Source organism: Hymenobacter busanensis (assembly GCF_008727865.1).
GTDB classification, from domain to species: Bacteria; Bacteroidota; Bacteroidia; order Cytophagales; family Hymenobacteraceae; genus Solirubrum; species Solirubrum busanense.
In genome coordinates this window covers 626,042-646,868 of record NZ_VTWU01000003.1, presented here as the reverse complement: position 1 = coordinate 646,868, position 20,827 = coordinate 626,042, and the positions used below count along the sequence as shown (strand labels likewise).

At 62.2% G+C, this 20,827-nt stretch carries 20 protein-coding genes and 1 tRNA gene; 10 read left to right on the top strand and 11 right to left on the bottom strand.

Annotated elements, in window-relative coordinates; all coding sequences use genetic code 11:
• Positions 1-14: 14 nt before the first annotated feature.
• From F0P96_RS10755 to ppk1, 4 genes are all read left to right on the top strand, one after another.
• Positions 15-1,277 carry a M43 family zinc metalloprotease gene (locus tag F0P96_RS10755; protein WP_151078861.1) on the top strand — a complete coding sequence of 421 codons (1,263 nt, stop codon included), beginning with the start codon at positions 15-17 and terminating at the stop codon, positions 1,275-1,277.
• A 340-nt stretch (positions 1,278-1,617) separates the two neighbouring features.
• Complete coding sequence (locus tag F0P96_RS10750) at positions 1,618-3,207, top strand: GEVED domain-containing protein (protein ID WP_201743841.1); 1,590 nt, start codon at positions 1,618-1,620, stop codon at positions 3,205-3,207.
• A 187-nt stretch (positions 3,208-3,394) separates the two neighbouring features.
• Entirely contained in the window at positions 3,395-3,892 is a 498-nt protein-coding gene (locus tag F0P96_RS10745; RefSeq protein WP_151078859.1) for a SixA phosphatase family protein, read from the top strand.
• Between the two features lie 110 nt (positions 3,893-4,002).
• On the top strand, positions 4,003-6,129 hold the full coding sequence (ppk1, locus tag F0P96_RS10740) for a polyphosphate kinase 1 (RefSeq protein WP_151078858.1): 2,127 nt from the start codon (positions 4,003-4,005) through the stop codon (positions 6,127-6,129).
• 77 nt (positions 6,130-6,206) lie between these two features.
• Here the strand turns inward: ppk1 and F0P96_RS10735 are convergent, their stop codons facing one another.
• On the bottom strand, positions 6,207-7,349 hold the full coding sequence (locus F0P96_RS10735; protein ID WP_151078857.1) for a DUF6268 family outer membrane beta-barrel protein: 1,143 nt from the start codon (positions 7,347-7,349) through the stop codon (positions 6,207-6,209).
• Between the two features lie 289 nt (positions 7,350-7,638).
• Between F0P96_RS10735 and F0P96_RS10730 the strand changes: the two genes are divergently transcribed.
• On the top strand, positions 7,639-8,349 hold the full coding sequence (locus F0P96_RS10730) for a hypothetical protein (protein WP_151078856.1): 711 nt from the start codon (positions 7,639-7,641) through the stop codon (positions 8,347-8,349).
• An 89-nt stretch (positions 8,350-8,438) separates the two neighbouring features.
• Here the strand turns inward: F0P96_RS10730 and F0P96_RS10725 are convergent, their stop codons facing one another.
• Positions 8,439-12,362 carry a metallophosphoesterase gene (locus F0P96_RS10725; RefSeq protein ID WP_151078855.1) on the bottom strand — a complete coding sequence of 1,308 codons (3,924 nt, stop codon included), beginning with the start codon at positions 12,360-12,362 and terminating at the stop codon, positions 8,439-8,441.
• A 235-nt stretch (positions 12,363-12,597) separates the two neighbouring features.
• On the opposite strand from F0P96_RS10725, the gene F0P96_RS10720 reads away from it, so the two are divergent.
• Positions 12,598-13,827, top strand: a complete 1,230-nt coding sequence (locus F0P96_RS10720; protein WP_151078854.1) for a Pycsar system effector family protein — start codon at positions 12,598-12,600, stop codon at positions 13,825-13,827.
• A 54-nt stretch (positions 13,828-13,881) separates the two neighbouring features.
• On the opposite strand, the gene F0P96_RS10715 is transcribed toward F0P96_RS10720, so the two are convergent.
• Entirely contained in the window at positions 13,882-15,063 is a 1,182-nt protein-coding gene (locus tag F0P96_RS10715) for a DUF2652 domain-containing protein (protein WP_151078853.1), read from the bottom strand.
• Between the two features lie 114 nt (positions 15,064-15,177).
• Here F0P96_RS10715 and F0P96_RS10710 point away from each other — a divergent pair.
• From F0P96_RS10710 to F0P96_RS20980, 4 genes are all read left to right on the top strand, one after another.
• A tRNA-Arg gene (locus F0P96_RS10710) sits at positions 15,178-15,249 on the top strand.
• 367 nt (positions 15,250-15,616) lie between these two features.
• Positions 15,617-17,104 carry a phage integrase SAM-like domain-containing protein gene (locus F0P96_RS10705; RefSeq protein ID WP_160620198.1) on the top strand — a complete coding sequence of 496 codons (1,488 nt, stop codon included), beginning with the start codon at positions 15,617-15,619 and terminating at the stop codon, positions 17,102-17,104.
• 124 nt (positions 17,105-17,228) lie between these two features.
• Positions 17,229-17,420, top strand: a complete 192-nt coding sequence (locus F0P96_RS10700) for a hypothetical protein (protein WP_151078851.1) — start codon at positions 17,229-17,231, stop codon at positions 17,418-17,420.
• A gap of 17 nt (positions 17,421-17,437) precedes the next feature.
• Positions 17,438-17,611, top strand: a complete 174-nt coding sequence (locus F0P96_RS20980; protein ID WP_160620200.1) for a hypothetical protein — start codon at positions 17,438-17,440, stop codon at positions 17,609-17,611.
• 231 nt (positions 17,612-17,842) lie between these two features.
• Here F0P96_RS20980 and F0P96_RS10695 read toward each other — a convergent pair whose 3' ends face one another.
• The 8 genes from F0P96_RS10695 to F0P96_RS10665 form a co-directional block, all read right to left on the bottom strand.
• A complete protein-coding gene (locus F0P96_RS10695) occupies positions 17,843-18,040 on the bottom strand; it encodes a hypothetical protein (RefSeq protein ID WP_151078850.1) in 198 nt (65 codons plus the stop codon).
• Positions 18,041-18,064: 24 nt separating this feature from the next.
• Positions 18,065-18,430, bottom strand: a complete 366-nt coding sequence (locus F0P96_RS10690) for a hypothetical protein (RefSeq protein WP_151078849.1) — start codon at positions 18,428-18,430, stop codon at positions 18,065-18,067.
• 25 nt (positions 18,431-18,455) lie between these two features.
• The gene (locus F0P96_RS20975; RefSeq protein WP_160620202.1) at positions 18,456-18,611 is read right to left on the bottom strand and encodes a hypothetical protein; all 156 of its coding nucleotides are present in this window, start codon (positions 18,609-18,611) and stop codon (positions 18,456-18,458) included.
• The gene (locus F0P96_RS10685) at positions 18,608-18,940 is read right to left on the bottom strand and encodes a hypothetical protein (protein WP_151078848.1); all 333 of its coding nucleotides are present in this window, start codon (positions 18,938-18,940) and stop codon (positions 18,608-18,610) included. The genes F0P96_RS20975 and F0P96_RS10685 overlap by 4 nt, the downstream gene beginning before the upstream one ends.
• A gap of 4 nt (positions 18,941-18,944) precedes the next feature.
• Positions 18,945-19,472, bottom strand: coding sequence for a helix-turn-helix domain-containing protein (locus tag F0P96_RS10680; protein WP_151078847.1), 528 nt, complete (start codon positions 19,470-19,472; stop codon positions 18,945-18,947).
• Between the two features lie 167 nt (positions 19,473-19,639).
• On the bottom strand, positions 19,640-19,906 hold the full coding sequence (locus tag F0P96_RS10675; protein ID WP_151078846.1) for a hypothetical protein: 267 nt from the start codon (positions 19,904-19,906) through the stop codon (positions 19,640-19,642).
• A 43-nt stretch (positions 19,907-19,949) separates the two neighbouring features.
• A complete protein-coding gene (locus F0P96_RS10670) occupies positions 19,950-20,480 on the bottom strand; it encodes a hypothetical protein (RefSeq protein ID WP_151078845.1) in 531 nt (176 codons plus the stop codon).
• Positions 20,481-20,586: 106 nt separating this feature from the next.
• Positions 20,587-20,805, bottom strand: coding sequence for a DUF4175 domain-containing protein (locus F0P96_RS10665; protein ID WP_151078844.1), 219 nt, complete (start codon positions 20,803-20,805; stop codon positions 20,587-20,589).
• Positions 20,806-20,827 lie beyond the last annotated feature (22 nt).

Sequence of the window (20,827 nt, the reverse complement as noted above, 5' to 3'; positions counted from 1 at the left end):
CCGCTTCCTTCTTTATGAAGAAAAACATTTACGTTCTCGCTCTGGCCGCGCTGGGCCTTGCCCTTCCCGCTGCCGCCCAAAACCGCGCGGTTTCCCTCGAAAAAGCTACCCTGAATGGCCGCCAGTGCGCCGCCATGGAGGTATTGGAAGCCCAGATAGCCGCCGACCCTGCCATGGGTAAGCGCCTGGCCGCTATCGAAGCCCACACCCAGGCATTCGTATCGACCCCGGCCGCCCTGCGTGGCACCACGGCTACCGTTACCATTCCGGTAGTAGTGCACGTGGTGTACAACACCGCCGCCCAAAACGTACCCCAGTCGCAGATTGATGCCCAGATCCGGGTGCTCAACGAGGACTTCGCCAAAATGAACGCCGATGCCAGCCGCGTGCCTTCCGCCTTTGCCGGTGCCGCCGCTGCCACCAACGTGCGCTTCGTGCTGGCCCAGCGCGACCCCAACGGCCTGGCCACGACGGGCGTTGTCCGCAAGTCGACCAAAACCCGCTCGTTCAGCAGCAACGACTTCGTGAAGTACTCGAGCAAAGGCGGCAGCGACGCCTGGCCCCGCGACAAGTACCTGAACCTGTGGCTCTGCAACCTGGGCCAAGGCTTGCTGGGCTACGCCCAGTTCCCCGGCGGTGCTGCCGCTACCGATGGCGTGGTGTGCCTCTACTCCTCGACGCCTGGCGGCGCGGCCACCAACTACAACAAAGGCCGCACGGCTACCCACGAAATTGGCCACTGGCTGAACCTGCGCCACATCTGGGGTGATGCTTCCTGCGGCAACGACCTGGTGAGCGACACGCCCACCCAGCAAACCTCGAACGGCGGCTGCCCGGCTTTCCCGCACGTAACCTGCTCCAACGGCCCCTCGGGTGACATGTTCATGAACTACATGGACTACACCTATGACAACTGCATGTACATGTTCACCGCCGGCCAGTCGGCCCGCATGGATGCCCTGTTTGCTGCTGGTGGTGCCCGCGCTGCCCTGTTGGCTTCCAACGGCGGTACCGCTCCGCGTGTGGCCACGGCCTCGGCTCCGGTGTACTCGCTCTACCCCAACCCCGCTACCGACGTGCTGAACCTGCGCACCGGCGCGGCTACTAAAGCCAACGTGAGCGTAGCCGTATACGACCTGCGTGGCAAAGAGCTGAAGAACGTACGCTTCGATGCCGCTACCGGCCAGCTCGACGTGCGTAGCCTCGACAAAGGCATCTACCGCATCACCATCAACAACGGTGAGCAGGTGACCCAGCAGAGCTTCATGAAAGAGTAGCTTTTGCTACGCGCTAAAAGCCTGGCCCAGCAATGGGCCAGGCTTTTTTCCTGCCTTCACTGAAGAATCCCAATCCGGCAAAAAACCAATTATTGCCAAGTAACATGTACATACATTGAAAATATTTCAATGTAATGTTGTTTTTGTCGACTTGTTTTCAATAATTGGGCGCTCATTCCCCTTTTCCACCACCAACTCACCGTTCACTTTCATGAAGCAAACCTTTTACGCTGTTGCCCTCGCGGGCTTAGGCCTACTGGCAACGACATCGGCCTCCGCCCAAAAGCGGAGCTGTGCCGCCGTCGACAACTTGGCTGCTCAACTGGCTGCCGACCCGAGTATGGCTGCTCGTCGCGCCGCCATCGAAGCCCAGACGGCTGCTTACCAGGCCAATCCCGAAACTGCTCAGCGTGGCACGGCCATTACCGTTACCATTCCGGTAGTGGTGCACGTGCTCTACAATACGGCTGCCCAAAACATCAGCGACGCCCAGATTCAGTCGCAGATTGCGGTGCTGAACGAGGACTACCACAAGCTTAACGCCGACTACACCAAAACGCCGGCAGCCTTCGCCGGCTTGGTAGCCGACGTAGGCGTACAGTTCGTGCTGGCCAAGCAAACGCCCACCGGCGCTGCCACCACCGGCATCGAGCGGAAGCAAACCACCAAGACCTCGTGGGGTACCGACGACGCCATGAAACGCGCTAGCACCGGCGGCCTCGACGCGTGGAACTCCAGCAAATACCTGAACCTGTGGGTGTGCAACCTGTCGGGCGGCGTGCTGGGCTACGCCCAGTTCCCCGGCGGCGCCGCTGCTACCGACGGCGTGGTTATCCTGACCTCGGCTTTCGGCAAGGGCGGCTCGGCGTCGGCGCCGTTCAACCTGGGCCGCACGGGCACCCACGAAGTAGGCCACTGGCTGAACCTGAACCACATTTGGGGTGATGACGGAACGGCTTGCACCGGCACCGACAACGTCTCGGATACGCCCAACCAAGCCGACGAGAACTACGGCACGCCTTCGTACCCGCAGTCCTCGTGCTCGAACACCAGCGACATGTTCATGAACTACATGGACTACGTGGACGACGCCGCCATGTACATGTTCTCGACGGGTCAGTCGTCGCGCATGAACGCGCTGTTTGCCACGGGCGGTGCCCGCGCCGGCCTGCTGACCTCGGTGGGCGGCACGGCTCCCGGCGGCGGGGGTGGCACCACGCCGGTATCGTACTGCGCTTCCAACGGCTCGAACCAGGGCTACGAGTGGATTGACCTCGTGCAACTGGGCTCCATCAACCGCTCTTCGGCCAAAGAAGCCGGCGGCTACTACAACGGCACGGCTACCAGCACCACGGTAGCAGCTGGCTCGTCGCAGACCATCTACTACTCGGCTGCTTTCACCTCGACGGCTTACACCGAGTACTTCAAGATTTACATCGACTGGAATGCTGACGGCGACTTCACCGACGCCGGCGAATTGGTAGCCAGCCGCTCGGGCACGGCCGCCACTACGCAAAGCAGCGTATTCACGGTACCCTCCACGGCCAAAAACGGCGCCCATCGCATGCGAGTGGTAATGAGCGACAACTCGGCCACCACGAGCTGCGGCACCTTCAGCTACGGCGAAACCGAAGACTACACCGTGAACGTAACCGGTGGCCTGCGTACCTCGGAAACCGAGAAGGCCGCCCTGGCCGACTACAAAGTATTCCCGAACCCGACCTCCGACGTGCTGAACCTGGTGCTGCCGGTAGGCCGCGACCACAGCGCCGTGCAAGTGCAGGTGTTTGACGTACGTGGCGCCGAGCTGAAGCAGGTGCGCTACGACGGCTCGGGCATGCTGAACGTTTCGGGCCTGCGCGCCGGCGTGTACACGCTGCGCGTAACCGACGGCGGCGAAGTAGTACACCAGCGTTTCATCAAGCAATAACCCGCACCCTCGCTTCCAACGGCCGCCGGTGCCCAAGCCGGCGGCTGACCACCGTTCACCATTGCTCTTTGAAACCAAAGCCCGTCTCGCCATCCGGCGGGGCGGGCTTTTGGCTGTGGGTACCCGCCAATAACTATTTTCGACGGGCGGAGTAAAGAAGCCCGTTTCCCCTCTCTCCACGTTGCCGATGAAAACCCTGTACCTGATGCGCCACGCCAAATCGAGCTGGAGCTTCAACGACCTGTCTGACAAAGAACGCCCCCTGAACGACCGCGGCCGCTGCGACGCGCCGGTGATGGGCCAGGCCCTGGCCAAGCGCAACATTCGGCCCGGTTTGCTGGTGAGCAGCGGGGCCGTACGGGCCCTGAGCACGGCGGCGCTGGTAGCCAAAGAGCTAGAGTACCCGAGCGACCAGATTCAGGTGGTCGATGATATTTACGGGGCCGATGTGGATGGGCTGTTGCACATCATTCAGCAATTGCCCGACCAGGCCGAATCGGTGCTGCTGGTGGGCCACAACAACACCATTACCGACACGGCCAATGCCTTGTCGCCGTCGCCGCTGAACGAAATGCCCACGGCGGCCGTGGTGTGCCTGCACTTTCACACCGACAGCTGGGCGCAGGTACACCGCACCAACGCCGAATTCTACTTCTTCGACACGCCCAAAAACAACGAAGCCTAAGCCCGTTGTGGCCCGCTCGCGGCTCCGAATAACTGCCTTGCCAGGTTCCACACGCCGTTCGGCAGGCCCACGTTCACGATTCCCGCTGCTTTTCTTCCCCTGCTGTGCCCATGCCCGATACCGCCGCAAGTACTCCGCAAGCACCTTTGCTTCACAACCGTGAGCTGAGCTGGTTGACTTTTAATGCCCGCGTGCTGCAGGAGGCCCAAACGCCGACTGTACCGCTGCTGGAACGGCTGAAGTTTCTGGCCATCTTCTCCTCGAACCTAGACGAGTATTTCAAGGTGCGGGTGGCCACGCTGCGGCGCCTGCGCAACCTCAAAAAGAAAACCCGCGCCAAGCTGGGCAACGACGACCCCAGCCAGCAACTGGAACAAATACTGACGGAGGTAAAACGCCAGCAGGAAGCCTTTGGGGAAACGTTTCGGGAGCAATTGCTGCCCGAATTGCGGCAGCGGGGCATTCACCTTATTGCCGACCGCGACCTGACCGATTCGCAGCGCGAGTGGGTGCAGCAGTACTTCCGCCAGCGCGTGCAGGACTTGTTGTCGCCCATTGTGCTCGACGACAACCTGCACCACCTGTTTCTGAAAGACCAGACCGTGTACCTGACGGTGCTGCTGACCGACCCGGTGAAGGCCAAAAAGCACGAGGACGATGAGCGGGTGCTGGTGCTGGAATTGCCCACCAAGCGCCACGGCGGCCGCTTTGTGCAGCTCCCGCCCGACGAGGACGGCCAGCACTACGTGATGTTTCTGGACGACGTGATTCGTTGCTGCGCGGCCGAGTTGTTTCCGAAGTACAAGTCGGTGGAGGTGCACAGCATCAAGATGTCGCGCGACGCGGAGCTGGACATTCAGGAAGAAGTGTCGGGCAACCTGCTGGCCAAAATCAAAAGCAGCCTGCAGAAGCGCGAAACCGGCTACCCCGCCCGCCTGCTCTTCGACCCCACCATGCCCAAGGCCGTGCTGCGGGCCGTAATGCAAAAAACCGGCATTGGGCAGGACGAGCTGGTGGAAGGCAGCCGCTACCACAACTTCCGCGACTTTTTCGGCTTCCCGAGCTTTGGCCTGAAGGAGCTGGAGTACGAGCCGCAGCCGGCGCTGCCCCACCCCACGCTGCCTCGCACCAAAGCCGACAGCCTGCTGGCCGCCATCGGCCAACGGGACCACCTCATTCACTACCCCTACCAGTCGTTCGACTACGTGACGCGGTTGATTAAGGAAGCCGGCAAAGACCCGCTCGTCACCGACATTCACATTACGCTGTACCGCGTGGGCAGCAAGAGCGAAGTGGCCAAAGCCCTGCTCAAAGCCGCCAAACACGGCAAGCACGTGACCGTGGTGGTGGAGCTGAAAGCCCGCTTCGACGAAGAAAGCAACATTCGGTGGGCCGAAAAGCTGGAAGAGGCCGGAGCCACCGTCATTTACGGCGTGCCCGAGCTGAAAGTGCACGCCAAGCTGCTGCTGGTAACCCGCCGCGAAGGAGCCGACGAAGCCGTGCGCCGCTACGCCTACCTGAGCACCGGCAACTTCAACGAATCGACGGCCGGCGTGTATGCCGACCACGGCCTGTTTACCGCCGACGAGCGGCTGACGGGCGAAATGGCCCGCATTTTCCGGTTTTTTCAGGACGGCAAGCAGCCCGAGCCGTTCGAGCACCTGCTGGTAGCGCCGTTTGAGCTGCGCCAGCGCCTCACGGCCCTTGTCGATGCCGAAATCGACAATGCCGTGAACGGCCGCGAGGCGTACATTCTGCTCAAGCTAAATGCCCTGCAGGACGACGGCATGATTCACAAGCTCTACGAGGCCAGCCGGGCCGGCGTGCGCGTGGAGCTGCTCATTCGGGGTATTTCGTGCCTGGTGCCGGGTGTGGTAGGCCAGAGCGACACCATCTCGCAGCGCGGCATTGTGGACCGCTACCTGGAGCACGCGCGGGTGTACGTGTTTGCCAACGGTGGCGAAGAAAAGGTCTACATCGCCTCGGCCGACTGGATGGCGCGCAACCTCGACCGCCGCGTGGAAGTGGCCTTCCCGCTCTACGACGACGCGGTGCGCGCCGAAGTGCGCCTGCTGCTCGACTTGCAGCGCCAGGACAACGTGAAGTCGCGCGACTGGCAGAACCACCTACTCACGGGGGCCGAAGGCGACGCGGCGGTGCACGCACAGGCCGCTACCTACGATTACCTGCAGAAGCAGAGCAAAAAGCGCCCGCGCAGCAGCAAGGCGGCTGGGTAACCTCTTTCGACCGAGTCCATACTGAAAAAGCCCGTGTTGACCACCAGCACGGGCTTTTTCAGTATGGGCTAAAGCGGCTATTTACTGGCCGTCTTGTTCAGGAACTTGCGCGGCGGCACGATAAACAGCTCTAGGCTGGCGTAGGGCGCGCCGCCCAAGGTGTTGTCGACGGCCAGGTTGCGGGCCGAGCCGCGAAACAGGCTGAAGCCTTTGTTATTGGTTTCGTCGAGGGCGTTGAACGAGGCGTTGTAGCGGTAGCCGCCTTCCAGTCCGAACCACAGGAAATCGTATATCTCGCGCTCTAGCCGCAGGCGCGGTTTAATCTCGTTTTGCCGCACGATGAGCGTTTGCAGGCCGTTGTCGAGCTGCTCGCGCAGCTTGATGTTGTAGTTGTAGCCGTCGACGGTGTAGCCCGCGTAGAGCAGGGTGCTGCGGGTGAGGTTGTAGCGAAACGACACGCGGGCCGGAAACAGCGACTCGACGCCCCAATGGGAATTCCAGGTGCGGTTGTAGAGAATGACCGGGTAGATGCTCTGCCGCCCAAACGTGTAGCCTAGCTGCGCGCCCACGCCCCAGGCAAAGTTGGGCGTGCGTTTCCAGCCGTAGATGAACTCGGCCGACATTTTCAGATAGTCCGGCACCGTCAGCTCCCCGGAGGTGTAGTCGCCGTTCAGCTCCCCCTTCACCCGCGCAATGTACCAGTGCACTTCGTCGACGGGCCGAATGACGGCCAGCTGCGCCCCGAGCACTTTCAGGCCTTTTTCCTCCAGGTTGCGGTAGAGCGACGAGGCCGCGGGGTCTTTGAAGTTGAACTCCTCCCGATCGTAGTTCACGCCCAGCACCACTTTCAGGTGCGGGTGGTTGATGAGCGGCGCGTAGGCCTTCACAAATGCCCGGGCATTCTTGGTGACGGTGGTGTTGTGGTTGGTATTGACGTCGGGGCTGTTGCGAAACTCGGTGGTCTTGATGCTGTAGTCGGCCAGCCGCTCGTAGTGCAGCACCAGGCCTTTGCTTGGGCCCATGCCCAGCACCGAAGGCACCGCAAACTCCTGGCTGCGGCCCACTTGGTCGGCGCTGGTGGTGTCGGTGGCCAGCGGGGCCGGCGGCGGGTACACGGGCGTGCGGCGCACCGGCGTGTCTTGGGCCCGCGCGGCGCTGGCAGCCAGCAGACCGGCAAATGCCAGATACGAGAAACGGCAAGTAAACGTGAAAGCAGTCATACAGCCTGCGGCAAAAGCTAGTGGAGAGGAAATGAAAGTCGTTAGCCTGTTACGTGCAGCAACAAGAAATGGCTGCCGCTGCCGGCCTGTCGTCGAAGTCCGTAGCCTCGGCTTGGTGTGGCGCCATGCCGCAGCAAGTGCCTTGGCTCCAGACCCTTCGCCGCAAGTGCATACAAAACCGACTATATTACTACTGCACTAGTCCTTTGCTGCTGCGCCGACTGGGCCTTGCCAGTTCCCTTGTATTTGCCCGCTGGCCCTGGTACGCGCGCCGCATTTTCCTACGCTCATGGCCATCAACCTGCAAACCGACGCTATTCTTTCCACCACGGCTACCACCGACCAAACCGCCCCGTGGCCCATTGGGCGCAGCGCCGTACCCGACTCGGCCCACGTGAGCGGCATTGAAATTCGCCTCTCGCGGGTGCTGGTGAAAGACAACCACACGCCGCGCGTGGGCCCCTTTCCCGGCCGCGCCGATGTGTACCTGCTGGTCGTCATTTTCGATGACCTGATGCAGGAGCCGCAAACCTTGAGCCTGGAAGGCTTTCAGGGCGTGAACGACGACGACGCGCTGCTAGTAGACCGCACCGTGTACTACTGGAAGAAAGACGACAGCAGCCGGCCGCCGTCGCAGATTCATGTGTTAGTGTCGCTGCTCAAAAGCAAGAAACAACTGCGGAACACCGCCCAGGTGCTGGCCGCGGCCAAAACCAGTGCGCCTTATCAAAACCTGGTGTCGCAAGTGGCCGGCGCCATTGCCACGGCCCCTACCCAGGCCGTCAACCTGATTCTGCAGTTGGGCACCACCGTCGGCTCGCTGCTCACGGATGTGGAGGACCGCACGCTGTTTACGCAGGTGGCGAGTTTCACCGACCTCAACGGCGACTTCGACGCCGTGGGCAAAACCGCGCACGAGCAGCAAAATCACTACGTGGCCACCACGCTCACCGTGGTGGTGCGCGATGCAGACCGCGTGCCGGCAACGCCGCAAGCGTAGCCCGCTACAGCCCAAAAAACCGCGCCACCGGGCTTGCCACTGAGGCGAAGCACGGCGGCGCGGTTGGTTGTTGGTGGCTTTCGGCGGGGCTAAAATAGGAAGTCGAACCCTATGTTCACCAGCCGTTCTTCGCCCACCGAATACGTGGCGTTGATGACGGCCTGCTTCAGAATATCGACCCACACGCCACCGCCGAACCCGCTGTGGAAGGCCGCAAGACCAGTGCGGCGGTCCTGGCTGCTGTACACGCGGGCCGCATCGGCCAGGCCCAGGATACCGAACTTGCCGGGCACGAGGTAGGCGTTGAAGGTGAAGAGCTGCAGGCGGGCTTCGGCGTTGGCGTACACGGTGCTGCGGCCGGCGTAGCGCGTGCGGCGGTAGCCGCGCAGGTTGGTGGTGCCGCCCAGCGTGTTGGCCTGGTAAAAGCGGTAGTCGCCCAGGTTGCGGGCGGCCCCGATGCGGCCGGCCCAGGTGAGCTGGAACGGGAAGTTGGGCGAGAGGTAAAAGCGCACTTCGGAGGCCAGGCGGCCGTACTGCAGCTCCTCGCCGTTGATCTGGCGGTTGTACTCCACCGAGTTGGCCCAGCGCAAACCAATGCGCGGGTTTACCGGCGACGAGCTGGCATCGAGGTTCAGGTAGGCGCGGCCGCCCACGTAGCGGTTTAGGCCGAAATCGGAGGCGCGGATGCCCAGGGCGGCACCGCTCACGCCGTTGCCGTTGGTATCAAGCCCCTTCACGATTTCGCTGCCCAGGTCTTCGGTGCTGATGCGCCATTGGTCGTACTGAGGCCCGATACCGAACTTGAGGAAGCTGAACACGTCGGTTTCCAGCGCGGGCGCAAACGAAAAGCGCGAGAAGCGGATCCGGTAGGTGTCGTTGATGATGCGGTTGGTGACGCGGCCGTCGTCTTCGCGGCTCAGGGTCACGTTTTCGGTGTTGTTGCCCTTGCCAAAGTAGTTGTAGAGCAGCTGCGGCCCGTAGAGCTGCGAGGTGATGCTCAGATCGTACTTGCCAAACACATCGGTGAAGGCCCCGGTGTAGCGCACGTTGTAGGCCTGCCGGTTGATGGCGTAGTTGGCCACCAGCGTCTGCTGGGTGGCAAACGGCTCCCGCCGGAAACCATACGTGCGCACGGTGAAGCCACCGCCGATGAACACGCCGTCGTCGATGTTGTAGCCGAAGTAGGCGGCCGGCCCGAAGTAGGGCAGCTTGTAGTCTTTCTTGTCGGTGCGGGTAGGATAGTCGTAGCGGCTCACCTCGGTGCCGGGCTCCAGGCGCAGGCGCGTTTCGTCGCCCGGCCGAATGACGTTGCCCGAATCGGCGTCGTATACTTGCGTGTAGTGGCGGAACAGGCTGCCGCGCACCCGCGAGAGGTCGGTGATGGAGTCGGTGTCGATGCCGCCGATGATGCGCACGCGCGTGCCCTTGCTCACGTCGCCGGTCACGCGGTAGCTGTCGTGACCGGCCAGGCCGTAGAGGCGGATTTCGCGGGTTACTTTGCCGTCGTAGGTTTGCTCCCAGAGGGTTTTGGTGGTTTGGCCCTCCTTGTTCACTTTCTTCACCGTCACCCGGGTTTTGTCGTCGGGCAGGCGCTCCACGAAGAACCGCTCGTCTTTCTCGCTGCCCTTCACTTCCACTTTCTGGTTGAGCACCTCGTAGTAGTCGGCGGCCAGCTTGGGCAGCAGGTCGCGGCGGCTCTTAAGCTTGGCGGCTATTTCGGGGCCGTGCAGCTGGTAGATGTTATCGGGCCAGGCGTGCAGGGCTTTGTCGATAACGGCGTCGGTGAGGCGGGCCTTCATTTCTTCGGCGGCCTTCACCCAATCTTCCTTCGACACCTCGCCCAGAAACACCCGGTCGTTGCTCAGCGCCGTTAGGTTCAGGCCTTTCCAGTCGGCGTAATCGGGCCCGAAATTCTGGAAGTTGCGGATGGCCCACTTGCGCGAGGCAATCCAGGGGAAAAACCCGTCGCCCTTGAAGAAGGCAATGTCGCGGTCTTCGGGCACGGCCTCAAAGGTCCGGTCGCCTTCCTCGTCCTTGAACTCGGCCCAGCGCCACTGGTCTTCGTGCCGGTCCCAGTCGCCAATCCACATATCGAACAGGCGCGAGCGGGCGAAGCTCTTGGCTTTGATCTTGTTGTCGTTGTCTTGGCGCAGGCGCTCCAGCACTTTCTCGGTGCCCACCAGGTTTTTGGCGTTGCCCAGCGAAGCCACGTTGCTTTGGTCGTCCTTGGCGTCCTCCTCAATCATGGCGGGCGTGTCGGCAAAGCGGGCCAGGTACTGGCCCAGCAGCGGGTCGCGCGGAATGAAGCGGCGCTCGGGGTTGGTGTGCAGAATTTTGGCGGCTTCGGCCAGCGGCGCCACCGCAAACGCGGCGTAGGGGTGCTGGGCCGAAATCTGGTCCTGCAGAATGTCGCGGGCGGCGGTTTCGCGCAGGGCCTCGGGCAGCACGGCGGCGGGGTCTTTGTCGAGGCCGCGCAGGGTGAAGTTCTGGCCGGCCTCGTTGCGCACTTTCAGCGACGCCGTTTGCTTGCCGCCGCCGATTTTGTAGGGTTCCAGGCCGCCTTTTTCGCGGGCCATATCGAGCACCGGAAACTGCACCGGCGTGGCCCACTCCTGCCGGTAGTGGTTGCCAAAGAAAGCGCGGTGCAGCCCGCCGCGCTTGGCGTAGCGCGTGTTGATGGCCACCGTTACGGTGCTGTCCTTGAAGTTGGGCCGACCGGGAATATTGGCGCCCAGCATAGGGGCCGTGGGCGCGTCGCCGGCCACGGCGGCTTTGGCGTACAGCGGCTGGCGGAACACCATGCGGCCGCTCTGCCCGGTTTCATTCGGAATCCAGTATTCCACCCACACTTCGCCGTTCTGGTAGTAGTTCACGCGGGCCCAGCCTTTCTCCTTGTCCGAAAACAGGGCGTCGCCACCCGAGCCGGGCTTCACGTGCTGGGTTTTGCAGCCCGAGCCCGACACGATGTGGTGCAGGTCGCCTTCCTTGAAGTACTGCAGGTTGTGCTCGTGGCCGGCGGCGTAAATCGTGTTCGGGTACTTGGCAAAGATTTCCATCAGGCCCTTCTTGTACTGCTGGTACAAGGGGTGCGGAATGTCTTGGCTCACGCCGCCGTACTTGCGGGCGAAGGGGTAGATGGAGCCGATGATGGGCAGCGGCAGAAACGCGTATTTGTAGACGATGCTGAGCGGAAAGAAGTGGTCGGCCAGGGTGAAGTAGCCGCCGTGGATGCCGTCGGAAAACAGCGGGTGGTGGGCCACCACAATCACGTTCTTGTTGCGGTGCTTGGCCATCAGGTCTTCGAGCTGCACGAAGAAATCGGCCTCGTTGGCCACGCCGCAGCCGCTCACGGCGCCGTAGGGGCGCTCGGCGGTTTGCAGAAACCACTGCGAGTTGATGGCAATGACGGCCAGGTCGTCCTGCACCAGAATCTCGTAGGGGCCGGGGCAGGCGTTGGCGGGCACGTAGAAGGCGCCCGTGCGGTTGAAGCTGGCCGAGTCCTTGGCCATGTAGTCCTCGATGAACGTCTGGGCCCGAATGACCTGCTCCACCGAACCTTTCAGGCCCTGTTTCCAGTCGTGGTTACCCGGAATCATGTACTTCTCGCCCTTGTAGCCGCGCAGCACCTCAATCTGGTCGATGAGGCGCTGCTCCGACACTTTGCGGTCGAGGGCGCCCACGGGCGGCAGACCGTACTCGTAGATGTTGTCGCCGAGGTAGACGGTGGTGCTGCGCTCGTTCATGCGCAGAATTTCGCGGCGCAGGAAGTTGAGCGACGGTTCGCCGCCCGACTCGCGCGGAGCGGGCTTGCCCACGTCGCCAATCAGAAACACGGAATAGCGCAGCTTAGTCGAGTCAGGCGGGGTGGTTTTTTCCCAGTCTTTGCCCGCGCCCCGGTAGTTGGGGCGGGTGGGGTGCGCGGTTTGCGAGGCTTCGCCCTGAGCGGCAGCGGCGTGCCATGCCAAACTGCCCGCCAGCACCAGTAGCCAGCGGGTCAGAGTACGAATGTTCATAAAAAGGGAGGTGCGGAGAGCGTGCGCCATGAAGACTGCCACCGAGGGCAGGATTAGGAAAAGTTGCGGACTTATGTGCCGGATACGGCGCAGGTGCCCCGGGCGTTTACTGCCTTGCCCTACGCAACTCCGGCGGCGGCGGTTAACTTGCCCATAACCCCGCCGCCGCGCTTGCGTTGTTAAGCCGATTGGGACGTGTTGCCTTCGCACCGTCACTCGCCGCATTTCACGTTCAATGGAACCGACCACTACCCTCCCCAAGGCCTCCAAAGCCGAAATCGTCAAGCAGGCCAAAGCCCATATCGAGCAGCTGTTTGAGGCGCACCTGCCCAAGCAGCTGGTGTACCACAGCTTCAAGCACACAGCGGGCGTGGCCAAAGAAACCGCGGCCCTGGCCGAAGCCGCCCGCCTCGACCCCGCCGACCAGGAGGCGCTGTTGCTGGCCGCGTGGTTTCACGATGCGGGCTTCACCGAAAAAACCGACGGCCACGAGTTTCGCAGCACCGAGCTGGCCGAGCAGTGGCTACAGGAACGCCACTACCCCGCCGACCGCATTGCGCTGGTCAAGCAGCTCATCGAAGCCACGCACCGCGACGCCAAGCGCGAAACCGAGCTGGAAAAGATTCTGGTGGACGCCGACATGAGCAGCCTGGGCAAAGAGGAGTTCTTTGCCAACGCCGAGCTGCTGCGGGCCGAATGGGAAACCACCGCCGGGCGGGTGTTTTCGAACGTGGAATGGGCCGAATACCAACTCGACTTTCTGCTTACTCACAAGTTCTGCTCCGACGTGGCCCAGGAGCGCTACAAAGAGCAGCTCAAGGAAAACATCAAGGATCAGCGCAAGCTGCTCAAGAAGCTGGAGAAGAAGAAAAAGAAGCGCGAAAACGAGAAGGACGAAACCTTCGCCGAGGGCAAACGCGGGGTGGAAACGATGTTCCGGGCTACCTACAGCCAACACATTCAGCTCTCGGGCATGGCCGACCAAAAGGCCAACATGATGATCAGCCTGAACGCGGTGCTGCTCTCCATCATCATCACGTATCTGGGCGCCAAAACCTCCACGCTGGGCCCGGCCTTCACCCGCAACCCCGTGCTGGCCGTGCCCATGGGCCTGCTCGTGGCCACGTCGCTGGGCTCGGTGGTGACGGCCATTCTCTCGGCCCAGCCCGACGTGACGAGCTTCAAGTGGCTGCGCCGCTCGCCCCAGATTGCTACCAACCGCCGCGTGAACCTGCTCTTCTTCGGCAACTTCACCAAGCTCAGCCTCGACCACTTTCAGGAAGGCATGACGGAGCTGATGCGCAACAAGGATATGCTCTACACGAACATGGTCACCGACATTTACTACCTGGGCGAAGTGCTGGCCCGCAAATACCGCTTGCTGCGCACCAGCTACACTATTTTCATGGTGGGCCTGATTCTGACGGCCATTTCCTTCGCCATCGTGCTGCTCTACAAAGCGTAGCCCTGGCTCGTTTACGCCGCGCCCGTCCGCACCGCTGCAGAACCGGTGCGGCATTTAGGAAGGTTGCGCTACCACCGACAAAGCCGCCAGCTGTTGCAGGGAACTGCCCAGCCAGCGGCGCACGCGCCGCAGCTGGCCGCGCCGAATGAGGCGGCTGGCGCTGGCAATGTGGCCGTAGCGAAACTCGGCCGTTACCAGGCAATTGCGGGCATCTACCTCTTCGATGTAGAAAAACAGCAGCGCGTTGGGAAACAGCCGAAAGTGCGACACTTTCTCCACGTATTCGAGGTGGTCTTCGGCCTCGATGCTTTGCACCGCTTGCAGGTCGATTTGCCCGCTGTAGAGGTCGAGCTTGTAGCTGGTGCCGGGGCGGGCGGCCTTGGTCACGTCGTAATGCACGGCCGTGACGCCCGCCATCCAGCGCGGGCGCAAGCGGTAGTTGCTCAGCAGCCGAAGCGCGTAGGCGGCCGGCACCGGCAGGGCACGGCGGGCTTTCAGGGCGCAGCGGCGGGCCAGGGCTTCGGGCGCAATGGCCGGAAAAGCCTCGTCGAGCAGCAGGCGCAGGGGCGTGAGGTAGGCGTAGCGGTAGCGCACCTGCCCGATGTATTCGTACTCATCGGCGCCGTCCTGCAGGCGCGTCCACGAAAAGCAGCGGGTTAGCTCCGCCGGGTCTTGGGTAGCCAGGTAGCCCTCAGTCAGCAGCACGTATTCGGAGCCCGGCACCTGGTTTTTGAGCAGGCGGTGCGCCACAATCACGTCGCGGCCCAGCAAGCGGGTAAACTCCCGGATTTGGGCCACGCTCACCCGGCCGTAGTGCGCCACTATTTTCAGCGTTAGTCCGCCCGAGTCCAGCAGGGCCGTGCTGAGCTCCGAGCCTCCGTCGCGGGCCACGAGGCGCAGGTAGTTCTGAAAATCGAGGAAAATGCGGCGGCACTGTTCCACCAGTTGTTGCGCCGAAGGCGGCGGCCCGAGCCGGTAAAACAACACCGCGTCGCCCTGAATTTCGGCCACACGCAGGTCGCTGATGTTGGCCTCCACCAGAATTTCCAGCAAGTCGGCCACCAGGTGCGGCGCCTGCGGATGCCCCGAGGCTTCGATAAAGCGCGTAAACCCGCTGATGTCGGGAATAAACAGCAGGGCCGGTTCGGTGTCGTCGGGCAGCGCCTCGGCGGCCGTGGGCAGCCAACGGCGGCCGGCACGGCGGCGGGAAGCGCGCAAATCATCGAGCAAGCCCATGCGGTAGGGAAAACCAAGGCAACCAAGCGGCGGCCTGCCGCCTATACGCGCCGGATGCCAAGTGGGGTTTGGGGCCGGTGGGGTTTCGGCTTACCTTTGGGTTATGCTTTTTCGGGCTGCGTAGTTCAACGGATAGAATAGGCGTTTCCTAAACGCTTGATATGGGTTCGATTCCCGTCGCGGCTACTGTCCTTCGTTTCCAGCAAGACGCCCGGCCCGCTTGAGTGGGCCGGGCGCGCTGTATAGGCCCTTTTCGGGCCCGCCGGCCCGGTCGCCGTTTCGGTCACCGTTTCCGGTGGCGGTCACCTCGGGGGCTTACGCGGTATATATAGGTAATATCCTATTATATATGCGTATTGCAACCATGTCGAACTATTGGTCTACTATTACCGGGGGTTGGTCGATTCCTTGCCGCGTTGGTAGACCAAACGGGCAATACTAAGATTTTTAGCAATGTGCTAATACTATTATCCGGCGGCGTGTGCGTTAGTTGGGGGTAACATACCCTTCATCATGCCCACACCTTGCTATGCACGCCCCCCATTCCTTCCTCATGAACACGCTGCTCTGGCGAGTAGCTGGCAAAGGCGCCTGGTTGCCGGGCCAAGACCCACGCGACCCCGAGCAAAGCCCGGCCGGTAAAGCCCCCATCTACCTACGCATCACCCTGGCGGGCCGCGCCAACCTGGCGACGGGCGTGTGGGCCACCGAAGCCGAGTGGAACGTGGACGCCCACGAGCTGCGCGGCAAGTCCGACGCGGTGAAGCTCGACAACGCGGGCCTCAAGGATTGGGTGAACCGCGCCAACAGCGCCTACCTGACCCAAAAGGCCCTCAACGACAGCCCCGACACGCCGCCCGAGCTGAAGCGGCCCCTGACGGCGCAAACCATCAAGCTGCTGCTCTCACCCAAGCTCTCGAGCCGGTTGGAACTGCTCGACCTCTACCGCGCCTTCATTGCCCAGCAGGAGAAACCCGAGCTGCGCATGGCGGCCAAAACCCTGCAGGGCTACCGCGCCCGCCTCGGCAAGCTCGAAACCTACCTGCTCTACCTGCGCCGCCCGAAGCTGCTGGCCACCGAAGTCACGCTGCCGTGGGTGCGCAAGTACGAAGAGTGGTGCGTCAACAGCCTCAAGCACGACCCGAGCACGGCCCGCAAGCACGTCAACACGCTCCAGCAGGTGATGAGCCACGGCGCCCACGAAGGCCACTACCCGGCCTCGCCCATCACCGACTACGACTTCCAGTACTGCAAGGAGCCCGCCGATCCGGACTTCCTGCCCGAAGCCGACGTGGCCAAGCTCCAGCAAGCGGAACTGGCCACCCGCACCCTCAACGAAGTGGTCGATGCGTGGCTCTTCTGCTGCTACTCGGGCCTCTCCTATATTGAGTACTACCGCTTCGACCCCGCCGAGCACCTGCACACCGACCTGCAGGGGCGGCGCTGGCTGCGCATCGTGCGCCAAAAAAAGCGGTGGTACTACAACGAGCCGGTGTCCATTCCGCTCTATGCGTTTCCGGAACTGCTGGCTTTGCTGGAGCGCAACAAGTACCAGCTGCGCAAGTTCAGCAACAAGTACTTCAACGAAACGCTCAAGCAGGTGTCGGCCATTCTGGAGCTGAGCAAGCCCTTGACCGTGGGCCTGGCCCGCCACACGGCCTCGCACCGCATGCGCAACGTGCACGGCCTGCCCGACGAGACGGTGGCCGACATCTGCGGGCACAGCGTCAAGATGATGAACCGCCACTACTCGCGCAAGCGGGAGGAAAGCATTGCCCTGGCGGTCGAAAAGCTGGCGCCCCCGGCCAAGTCCATCGAGGAGCAATACCAAGAAGCGTTGGCCAATGCCGAGCGGTTGCGCGAACAACTCAAGCAGACGGGCATTGTGGCCAGCAAACCGCTGATCAGCCCCGACGCTCTGCCGCCGATGCCGGATCACAACGGCGTGGTGCACCGCTTCACCGGCCCGGCCCCCAACCAGGAATTTACCTTAGCCAAACAGCCGGCCCTCAAAGCAACCGGCACCACCCCGACCGCCTAACGCCCCCGAACACACCTGTAAGCTGCGCCGATTACTACTACGCCACCGTTGCCGCGGACCGATGCCCAGCCCCAGCGCTGGGTTTTCCTTTATATAGAGGGGCACCAGTCCTTCGAATGTCGTTATGAAGACCGCTCGTAGCCACCGCATGCAGGAACGCGCCTCGCTTCGGCGCCATTACGTAGACCCCTACTTGTTCACCAGCGGCTACTTTGCGTCCCGCGGGGAGCACCGCCGGCTTATGTGCTCGATTGCCGAGCGTATCAAGTCGGGCGAAATCAAACCCAACGCGGCAGACCTAAGCATTTACGGCTGAGCTCTACCTTTGCCCCTATGAGCTACACCCGCCCCGTACCCGCTACCGTGACCGACGCGCTGCAGAGTTTGCACACCTACAACTTCAGCCGCGGCATTCACAAGGAAGTGAAACTGGCCGATGGCACCGTGGCCGTGTTCGTGCGCGGGTGCGTGTCGGAGCCGTGGCGGGAGAAGAGCGGGCGGGCGTAACGCAAAACGCCCCGCTTCCGAAGAGGCGAGGCGTTTAGAAGTGCAGCGTGGCGTCCGCGTGGGCCGCTCCCTTAGTTGCCCGGCTTTCCCGGGGGTCTTCCTTGCGGAATTGCTGGCTAACATCGGCTGCCCGGTACTTAAACCGGTTGTATTGGGCTCCCTCCGCATTGCCAGGGAACATACGCGTCAGCCTTTGAAGAAACCAAATATACGCAAAAAGCGGGCTCCCAGCTACCGCTTCATGGCTTCCACCCGCTGCCGTTCGGCCTGCAGCGCCGCCCGCTCTTCGTCTTCGGCGGAAGCGGAACAGCCGCGCACCAGGGCGAAGGCAAACGCCAGCACCAGCAGGCCGACGAACCAGGACGTGGCGGTGTGCGCCCACTCGGGGGCGTGCTCAAAGAGGCGCGAGAGGCCCAGGCGTTTGCTCATGCCGGAAGATACGGGAGGGGTGGGCTAAGATGCCAGTACTTCGCGCGCGCCGGTGGCACACGTCAGGTTGTTGGCGCATTTGGAACAGGCCGCGTGTTCAGGCGACTCAAATGACACCCACACCAGTTGGTCGGTGCTGCGCATGGGCGTCATGGGCGCAATCATAGCCGACCATCCCGTGGCTTGCAAGGTCTGACCGAACAGCGTTACCGGTCCGGCTATCAAGTCAGCCACATGCGGCAGCACGTATTCGCGCCACAGGCGAATCGGTATGCCCACCTTGAAGCCGTAGAAACCCGTTAGGTTGTTGTAGTATTCCGACGGCACCACGGCGTACTTGGGTTCGGCAATCAGATTAGACCGGTACCCGTCGCCGGCGGGCGCAGTCATTAGAACGGTGTCTAGGCTCAGCATCTTACAGGGCCCGGTACGGGCGTTCGCGGTGGAACTTGGCGAGGCGGGCGGCGGTGTAGGAGTATTCGATAAAGCGAAACTGCTGCAAGCCCGCCCGCGAAAACACCGGCATTTCGCCGTACAGGTCGAAGTATTCAAGGCGTTCCAAGTCGCTCATTCGTATTTGGTGCTTAAGTATTCGCTTACCGCTTCGGCCAACACGCTGAACGCCTTCCGGTCGTCGTAGCCGCTCAGGTGCTCGGCTTCGGTTAAGGCCGCGCGAAGGACTTTCACGGCTTCGTTGTCGGTTCGCATCCCGTTCAACACCGCGCCTTGTGCCGTGCCCTCTAACACCATATCGATAATCTGCCGGTCTTCGGCTTTGGCGCAGGTGTGCGGCCCCTCTTCGATGTTACCCTGCCAACCACGGTTTAGCGGCATAATCTGGGCAAGGCGCTCGGATTCGCAGGCTAAGCAGCCTCTAAAGTGGTCAAGGTTGTTGCTCATGGCATTAAAGGTTAAGGTAGCCGGCCGGCTGCCCGTTACGCAGTATCTCGTTTTCGCGGTTCAGCTCGCAGATGCGCCCTTGCTTGACAAGGTTCGCCCGGCTCAATTCTTCGCAATAGGCAGCACCCTCCGCTATCTGCTCTTGCAGGCTGCGGATATAGCTGAGGGTAAAAGCCATTGGCTCGGTACCCCATGTGCCCCAATCGAAAACCGAGTTCTTAGGTTGACAACATAGCCACAACTCATAGAAAGCCGCGCAAAGAGCTTTCTCGCGCTCCGTTTCGCTGTCAAGCTGGCTAAGCAGTTCTTCGTCTGTCATGGACACAAGCCGTGCGCGTTCGGCGGCGGCCCGTTGACGGCGGGCTTCTTGCTGGGCTTGCTCGGTAGCTTCTTTCAGGATGCGGTCGGCTTTCGCGCCTTTCAGCTTGCCCTGCAACGCCTTGCTAACCGCTTGCTTGGATACCCCTACTTGCTTGGCAATGCGCGTCTGGGCGCCGGAAGGCAGTAGGTTGGTTATCTCTTCGTTAGTCATATGCTAATATACGTAGTATTTGTCGCAATAATCATCTGTTTGTCAAGTATTTATCCACAATATACCGCCTTTTTATCCACACAAAAGCGCCCGCCGGACTGCTCCAACGGACGCTCTGCCGGGCCACCGCTCCTGAGGTTGCCGCCTCGGTGGCCCAAGACCGGGTGTTAGTATTTGCGGTGCAGCCGCGTGGCGCGTACCATGTCGCGGAAGTCGGTGTAGAACTCGCCCCGCACGATCTGTACATCGGCCATGGTTTTACCTGGCAGACGGTACTTCAGCATGCTCTCGGTGGCCTCCACCAAGTCACTGAATACTTCGTCTTCGGTGCTGCCTTGGGCCACCACGCCGGCCATTTCCAACAGGCACCCGACAATCACGCCGGGCGTTTCGCCCGCAACCATGGCGGTGGTGAGGATGATGGGCTCGTTCATTGTTTGATGCGGTACCAGCCCGCGTGTTTGCGGCGTTTCGTCTTTACAGCCATACCAGGGCAAGAACCAAGTGAATCAGATACAACCCCGCCCCGATGCCCAGGGAGAGGCGCAGGTAGCGGCGCAGCACGCAGTCGGCTTTCAAATACCAAAAGCGCATGCGCGTGTCGGCGTCCGCGCCCTTCATGGGGAAGTCCCGCCGCACCTTGTCGGCAATGAAGCGGTCGAAGCGGCTGGCAAACGTGGCAAAGCTCACGTAGTAGGCCGGCAAGCCCCGCGCCCGGTTCAGGCCGGTGTTGAAGCGGTAGCCGAACCACACGGCCCCCGCCACCAGCAGCGCCCACGCGCTCAGCCCACAGGAGAGCCAGTGCCCCCACGCCGGCAGCGAGGCTCCGCTGGCCACGAGCACGGCCACGGCGGCGCGCAGGGTGAAGCGTTGCCGGTGGAAGGTATCGTGCAGGCTGTCTTTCGCCCCGTCGCGTTGGATGCGCCGGGCGTTGTAGCCGATTTCCCACTCCGTCAGCAGCCCGAACAGGGCCAAGGCGACGACGTGGGCAAGAAGCAGGGCTATCATTTCGCAGGCAGCAACGGGGCAATCAACCACAGCGTCGCCAGCAGCCACACGGCTACCACGGCACCCCACCCGAGGCAGTACAGCAGGTGGGCCCGGTCGATGGGTTTCACCGCTTCCGGGCTTTGTCGTTCAGCGACTCGCGGCGCACGCCCCACCAGAGCCAATACACGGCAGCGGCCAACGTGCCGAAGAACAGCACGCCCGTCCATGCGTGGTGCGAGAGGCCGAGAAGGGAACGGGTCGGGAACAGCAGCACCAGCACCCAGCCGATGACGAAGCACAGGGCAATGGGAATGCCGAAGGGAGGAATGGGCAGTTTGTTCATGGCGTTGGGGTGAAAAGGGTGA